Origin of the sequence: uncultured Planktosalinus sp., from assembly GCF_963973675.1 — a bacterium.
Classification (GTDB): domain Bacteria; phylum Bacteroidota; class Bacteroidia; order Flavobacteriales; family Flavobacteriaceae; genus Planktosalinus.
Genome location: NZ_CAXBAN010000132.1, coordinates 1 through 6,573 on the forward strand (window position 1 = coordinate 1; position 6,573 = coordinate 6,573).

Consider the following 6,573-nt stretch of genomic DNA (forward strand, 5'->3'; position numbering starts at 1 on the left):
AAGTTCCTTTATCCCAAACGAGATTGAAAGGTGCCAAAAGCCAGTATTTATCGTTGATAAATGCACGGTCTGCCGGAAGGGAAATGCTGTCAAGGCTTTTACGGTTGTATTGAATGGTGTCATCACTACTGTAGAAAGTTACATCATCTGTTTTTGGTTTCCAATTCCAGGAGCGTTCAGAATGGTTTTCACCCCGATCTACATTGAAGGTAAACTTCAGTTCTTCAACATTTTCCCAATGTTCCACTCCGTGAGCCAAAGCAATCATTTCAGGAAGGGTTAAGGGTTCTTTTCCTGAAAGGGGTTTGTCTTTTTCATTTTTGCAAGAAAGTGTACCGATTAAAATCAGTATAAGAAGTGATGCTTTTTTCATAGATTACTAGTTTGTGTAAAGATACAAAAGTAGGTTTTGTTTGATGCAAAAACATAAAAAAACCCTTCGGTTTTAAGGAAGGGTTAATTTTTGAAAATTCAAAAAATATTATAGATCATCTACTGCATCTTCAATTTCATCGCCTGCTTCTTCTGCGGCGTCTTCAACACCTTCACCTACTTCTTCTACACCGTCTTCTATTTTTTCTTCTGGTGTTTTTTCACGACAACTTGTATAAGCTAATGAAAGTGACAATACTAGGAATATGCTTAAAAATTTGCGTAACATAATTGATTGTTTTTATTGGTTAATAATTATTTAAAATTTGTAAGGTTATGGTTTTTTTCCTGTTGCTAACCTGTAAAGAATTGCAATTACAGCAAGAACTGAAAGAATGTGAATCAAGTTACCAACTGCTTCACCGAAACCAAAGTAACCCATTAACCATCAAATAATTAGGATGACAACAATAAGCCAAATTAAATCTCTCATAATTTATTAATTATTGATTAGTGGTATTAAAGGTATAAATATTTAAATATAACTCTATAAATTTAATATTATATAACGTTATTTATTAAATTAATATTAATTTGTGTGATGAGGTGGGTTTTGATGATTTCTTGATGAGTTGTTTTGGAAAACTAGCAAGTCAATATTCAATTTACTTTGATATTTTTCAGTACGAATTTAGTATTGATTAAAAATTGTGCTCTTAATTCTTCAGTTTTTTTTAAAGTCGACAGCATCTTTTTCGAAAGCAAACCAATTGATTTATCAAGTTGTTTTTTTAGATCTTTTGCATTTATCACTACAAAATTTAACATTCTCCCAATTTTTTTCCCATTTCTTTCTCCAGGAAAATGGCAATTTGCAAATGACGCAAACTTTTATGGGCAGGTGAGGTTTTTTGTGAGTCACCGGGATCAATTATTTTCTTTTAAAAGTTCAGGAAACTTCTCTTTAAATCTGTTTAATCTTGGGATAGATACATTTTGGATGTAAGGATTGTTTGGATTGTTTTTTTCATAATCCTGATGATATTCTTCAGCAACCCAAAAGGTTTCAAAAGGAAATACCTGTGCAGCTACTGTTTTATCACTTAACTGTTTGTTCAACGAATTTATTTTCTCATCTATGATTTGTTTTTGTTCTTCATTTTGGTAAAAAATAATGGAACGGTATTGCGAACCCCTATCGGGACCTTGACCATTTATCTGGGTGATGTTTTGAGAACCAAAATAAACATCAACAAGAGAAGAAAAGCTCACTTTTTTTTGGTCATAAATGACTTCTACAGCTTCTGCATGTCCAGTTGTTCCAGTATTTGTGGACTCATATGTTGGGGATTTGGTATGGCCGCCAGAATAACCAGATATAACTTCTTCAACTCCATATATACTTTCATAAATGGCTTCAACACACCAGAAACAGCCGCTTGCAAAGTAAGCTTTTCTGAGTCCATTTTTAATTGGCACCTCAACAGGTGAAGAAGATATTTGCTTTTCAAGTTCTTCTGATTTATTATTGTTTGAACTATTTTGACAGGAAACAGAAAATATGGTTCCCAAAAGAAGAAGGACTATAACTTGATTTTTCATAACACTTTTTAATTTAAATGTACAAAAAAAGCCTTCCGTAAAATGGGAAGGCTTTGTTAAAATTTATTTGAAAGATTGCTTAAAGCTTGGCAAAAAACTTATCCATTTTTTGACGTTCTTCTTCAGCAAGTTCAGTGTCGACGAGAATTCTTCCACTGTGTTCGTCGGTCATGATTCTTTTACGAGAGGCAATTTCAACCTGAACCTGTGGGGGTATAGAGAAGAACGATCCTCCAGATGCACCTCTTTCGATGGTTACAACTGCTTGTCCGTTTTTAGTGCTTTTACGAATACGCTCATAGGCTTTAACTAATCGTTCTTCAAGTTGTGATTTATAGTTTTCTGCTTCTTTGAGGAGTGTTTTTTCTTCCTTTTCTGTTTCTCCTAGGATATCATCTAACTCAGATTTTTTATGTTTTAAATGGTTTTCCTTATCTTCTAGTCTCTCCTGTGATTGTTCGATCACTTCATTTTTATGCTCCATCTGAGCTTTTAATTCTTTGATGTGCTTTTCAGCCAATTGAATTTCCAGTTCTTGAAATTCAATTTCCTTACTCAGAGAGTTATATTCTCTGTTATTGCGCACATTGTCCTGTTGTGAGGTGTATTTTTTTATCAGGCTTTTAGATTCCTCTATTTGATTTTTCTTTTCCTTGATAGCATCTTCTGTAGACTGAAGGTCTGCTTTAAGCTTGTCAATTCTTGTTGAAAGACCGGCAATTTCATCTTCAAGGTCTCTTACTTCGAGTGGAAGTTCTCCGCGCAAATTTCTAATCTCATCAATTTTTGATTCGATTAATTGCAAGTCATATAAAGCTCTTAATTTTTCTTCTACTGTTGCTTCAGTTTTCTTTGCCATATTTATAAATACTTGATAGGATTGGTGTTTACTTCTGATATTTTAATAGTTCCTTTTTCAAAGGCAGGTGCAAAATTAGTGATTTTTTTGGTAAGGAACTCAACTAATTCGTTTTTTGTGAATTGTTCACTTTCATAATGGCCAATATCTGCAATAACAAATTGATTTTCGGCTTTATAAAAGTCATGGTATTTCAAATCTGCAGTTAAATATATATCTGCTCCAGCTCGTTTTGCAGCTTCAATTGCAAAACTTCCTGAACCTCCTAAAACTGCAACTTTTTTTATTTTTATATTTAACAGTTTACTGTGTTTTATACAACCCGAATTCAATGTCTTTTTTACATTTTTTAAAAATTCAATTTCAGGTAAAGCTACAGGAAGTTCTGCGATCATTCCTGACCCGATTTTTTGATTGGCGTTTTCGAGAGTAGTAATTTCATAAGCAACTTCTTCATAAGGATGGTTTAATTTTAATGTTTTGATAATTTGATTTTCAAGGTGTGCTGGAAAAGTTACCCCAATTTGAGTTTCATCTTCAAAATGTGTTTGTCCTTTTTTGCCTAAAGTTGGGTTGGCATCTTCATTGGCTCGGAAGCTTCCTGTTCCTTCTAGGTTAAAACTGCAGTTGTCATAATTACCAATAGTTCCTGCACCAGCTTCAAAAAGAGATTCCCGTAGTTTGTTTGCATTGCTTTTAGGTACAAATGTTAGCAGTTTTTTAATTGTTGATTTTTTTGGAATTAATACTTTTCTATTAATAAGGCCTAATTTATCACATAGAATTGCATTAACGCCATTCCAGTTATTATCCAGGGCTGTATGAATTGCAAATATGGCAATGTTGTTTTGAATGGCTTTGATTATGGTTTTTTCAACATATGATTTTCCATTGATTTTTTTTAAACCACTGAAAATAATAGGGTGAAAGCTAATTATCAGGTTACAGTTTTTGTTTATTGCCTCGTCAACTACCTCTTCAAGTGTGTCGTGTGTGACCAAAATAGATGTTATTTCAGAGTTTTTATCGCCTACAAGGAGACCAACATTATCATAGTCTTCGGCATAGTATGTTGGGGCCAATTCTTCAAAAAAATTAATAACTTGTTGAATTATCATAATGAGTATTTTATGGTAAAGATAAAAAAGTATATTTTCGTTGTGATGAATAAACTTCGAAAAATATTATTTCCATTTTCAATTGCCTATGATGGTGTTACTTATTTGCGAAACTGGCTTTTTGACAATAACTATTTAGAGCAAACTGTTTTTGATGTTCCTATTATTTGTGTAGGAAATTTAAATTTGGGTGGAACTGGTAAATCACCTATGATAGAATATTTGATTGGTATTTTGAAAGATGATTTTAAAGTAGCTGTTTTAAGTAGGGGGTACCAGCGAAAAACCATTGGATTTCAATTAGTAGATGTAAATAACGATGTTCTTGAAGTTGGAGATGAACCATTGCAGTTTAAGTTAAAATTCCCTGATATTGTTGTAGCGGTAGATGCAAACAGAAGACGTGGCATCAATAAGTTAAAAGATATTGCTGATGTGATATTACTCGACGATGCGTTCCAACATAGAAAGGTAAAGCCATTTTTTTCAGTTTTACTCACTTCTTTTTCAAATTTATACATCAATGATTTGGTGTTGCCCGCCGGTAATTTAAGAGAGTCAAAAACTGGCGCAAAAAGAGCAGACTGTGTTGTTGTTACTAAATGTCCCGAAAACTTACCATATTCTAAGCAACAACAAATACAATTTGATTTAAAGTTAGAACCTAACCAGCAAGTTTATTTTTCTTCAATTTCATATGCCTCTTTAATTCAGGGGATTGAACAATCAAAGCATGTAGAGTATCTGGAAGAAAAAGAGTTTGTATTAGTTACAGGTATTGCAAACCCAGCCCCTTTAGTAGACTATTTAAAAAATTTAAATCTTTCGTTTAAACATTTTAAATATGGAGACCATCATAATTTTTCGACTCAGGAATTATTGAAACTTGATCAGGAAAAATATATTCTGACTACGGAAAAAGATTTTATGAGGTTAAAGAGTCATATTAAGAAAGCGGAGTTGTATTATCTTCCTATTTCACTATCATTTCTTAACAAAGAAGATGGGTTTATTAAACGCATACAAAATGCTGCTGCAGGTATTTCTGAAAAACAATCGGAAAATTTTTAAACTTGTTGTGATTGCATTGTACGATAAATTTTTTCGAAAAATTCATCGGTTTTGAAAGGTTTAGGTATGATTTCATTAAAGCCTGCTTTGTAGAAGTCATCTAGGTTTTCATCAATGGTCACAGCAGTAAGAGCAATAATTGGAATGTCTTGTTTAAATTCTCTGATTTGTTGAGTAGCTTCAATACCACTTATTCCGGGCATATGTATATCCATCAAAATTAAATCATAGTTATTTTCCTTTGCCATTTTTACAGCGTCTTCACCATTGTCAGCAACTGCGCATTTTACTTTGTTTTTTTCTAAAATTTTCTTAGTAATCATTTGGTTGATTTTATTGTCCTCAACAACCAGAATGCTTAGGTTTTCGAGCGAAGCATAGTCTAAATTTTGAATTGGTAAATCGCTTTTATCTTCCACTTTTTCATCAGAAATATTTAATTTAATGTCAAACCAAAAGGTTGATCCTTTACCAATTTCACTTTCAAGGTGGACTTTACTGTCCATTAATGTCAATAAATTTTTTACAATGGAAAGCCCAAGACCAGTTCCTCCAAATTTTCTGTTGATTTGTATGGAACCTTGAGTAAAGCTTTCAAAAATTGCTTTTTGTTTTTTCAATGATATACCAACACCGGTGTCCTTAATTTCAAAGTGCAGCAGCACACTTCGGTCAGTTTGGCTTAATTTTTTAACTTTTAGGGTTACTTTTCCGTTTTCAGTAAATTTAACGGAGTTACCTACAAGATTAATCAGAATCTGTGATAAAACGACCGGGTCACCAATTAATTTTGGAGGAATTCCGTCATCATATTCAAGGACGAGCTTGTTACTTTTATCAAGTGCAGACTTTTTAAGAGCGATGAGTACATCTTCCACTCTTTTCTTAAGGCTAAATGATTTTTTCTCAAGCTCTACCTTATTGGCTTCAAGTTTATTTAGGTCTAATATGTTATTTATGAGTGATAATAAATATTCACCAGAGAATTTCAATGAGTTTAAATGCTCTTTTTGGTCCTCTCTTGGGTTTTCTTCAAGCAATAGATGTGTAAGTCCCGTAACAGCATACATTGGTGTTCGCAACTCATGTGTTATGGTTGACAGAAATTGAGCCTTGGCTAATGATGCTTTTTCTGCACGTTCTTTAGCAATTAATAACTCATCGTTTTTATCTTGAAGCAAATTGTTTGCTTTTGCCCTCAAGTTGTTATTTTTATAAAGAGAAAGAGTTAGAAGGGAGAGAATAATTATTAGAGCAACACTCAAACCAGTCGTAAACCTATTCATTGTGATAGATTTTTGCTGTTGGTCAAGGTCACTTTTTTGGGTTGCAATAATTGCGTTTAGTTCATCACTATTGGATTCAAAATTTAAGTTTTTACTTAAAACTGATGCATGAATTTCTTCTAATTCATCTCTCTTTTCAATAAACTGCCTCAACGAAGTGTAAGCATCTTCAACCCGATTTTGTAAAAATGCAATATCGCTGTAAGTTTTATAACATTCAGTTTCAGTTTTTAAAAAATTATTATCTCTACTTATTTCAAAAGCC

At 32.7% G+C, this 6,573-nt stretch carries 7 protein-coding genes and 2 pseudogenes; 1 reads left to right on the forward strand and 8 read right to left on the reverse strand.

Features of this window, described 5'->3' with window-relative positions:
* The 7 genes and pseudogenes from AACY61_RS06730 to AACY61_RS06760 all read right to left on the reverse strand — a co-directional run.
* A pseudogene (locus AACY61_RS06730) lies at positions 1-373 on the reverse strand (hypothetical protein); the annotation flags it as partial.
* Positions 374-481: 108 nt separating this feature from the next.
* On the reverse strand, positions 482-628 hold the full coding sequence (locus AACY61_RS06735) for a hypothetical protein (protein WP_339610811.1): 147 nt from the start codon (positions 626-628) through the stop codon (positions 482-484).
* A gap of 78 nt (positions 629-706) precedes the next feature.
* A pseudogene (locus AACY61_RS06740) lies at positions 707-865 on the reverse strand (lmo0937 family membrane protein).
* Positions 866-1,150: 285 nt separating this feature from the next.
* Positions 1,151-1,294, reverse strand: a complete 144-nt coding sequence (locus AACY61_RS06745; RefSeq protein WP_339610812.1) for a DUF2256 domain-containing protein — start codon at positions 1,292-1,294, stop codon at positions 1,151-1,153.
* Between the two features lie 5 nt (positions 1,295-1,299).
* On the reverse strand, positions 1,300-1,974 hold the full coding sequence (gene msrA, locus AACY61_RS06750; RefSeq protein ID WP_339610813.1) for a peptide-methionine (S)-S-oxide reductase MsrA: 675 nt from the start codon (positions 1,972-1,974) through the stop codon (positions 1,300-1,302).
* A gap of 79 nt (positions 1,975-2,053) precedes the next feature.
* Positions 2,054-2,833, reverse strand: coding sequence for a hypothetical protein (locus AACY61_RS06755; RefSeq protein WP_339610814.1), 780 nt, complete (start codon positions 2,831-2,833; stop codon positions 2,054-2,056).
* A 2-nt stretch (positions 2,834-2,835) separates the two neighbouring features.
* The gene (locus tag AACY61_RS06760) at positions 2,836-3,951 is read right to left on the reverse strand and encodes a Nif3-like dinuclear metal center hexameric protein (protein WP_339610815.1); all 1,116 of its coding nucleotides are present in this window, start codon (positions 3,949-3,951) and stop codon (positions 2,836-2,838) included.
* Between the two features lie 12 nt (positions 3,952-3,963).
* Between AACY61_RS06760 and lpxK the strand changes: the two genes are divergently transcribed.
* Complete coding sequence (gene lpxK, locus AACY61_RS06765; protein ID WP_339610816.1) at positions 3,964-5,022, forward strand: tetraacyldisaccharide 4'-kinase; 1,059 nt, start codon at positions 3,964-3,966, stop codon at positions 5,020-5,022.
* On the opposite strand, the gene AACY61_RS06770 is transcribed toward lpxK, so the two are convergent.
* Positions 5,019-6,573, reverse strand: a 1,555-nt coding sequence (locus AACY61_RS06770; protein WP_339610817.1) for a response regulator, incomplete at its 5' end; no start/stop codon positions are given. The genes lpxK and AACY61_RS06770 overlap by 4 nt on opposite strands.

Coding starts and splice junctions, on each gene's coding strand:
- AACY61_RS06755 (WP_339610814.1), bottom strand. CDS start 2,833: ATGGCAAAGAAAACTGAAGCAACAGTAGAAGAAAAATTAAGAGCTTTA.
- AACY61_RS06760 (WP_339610815.1), bottom strand. CDS start 3,951: ATGATAATTCAACAAGTTATTAATTTTTTTGAAGAATTGGCCCCAACA.
- lpxK (WP_339610816.1), top strand. CDS start 3,964: ATGGTAAAGATAAAAAAGTATATTTTCGTTGTGATGAATAAACTTCGA.
- msrA (WP_339610813.1), bottom strand. CDS start 1,974: ATGAAAAATCAAGTTATAGTCCTTCTTCTTTTGGGAACCATATTTTCT.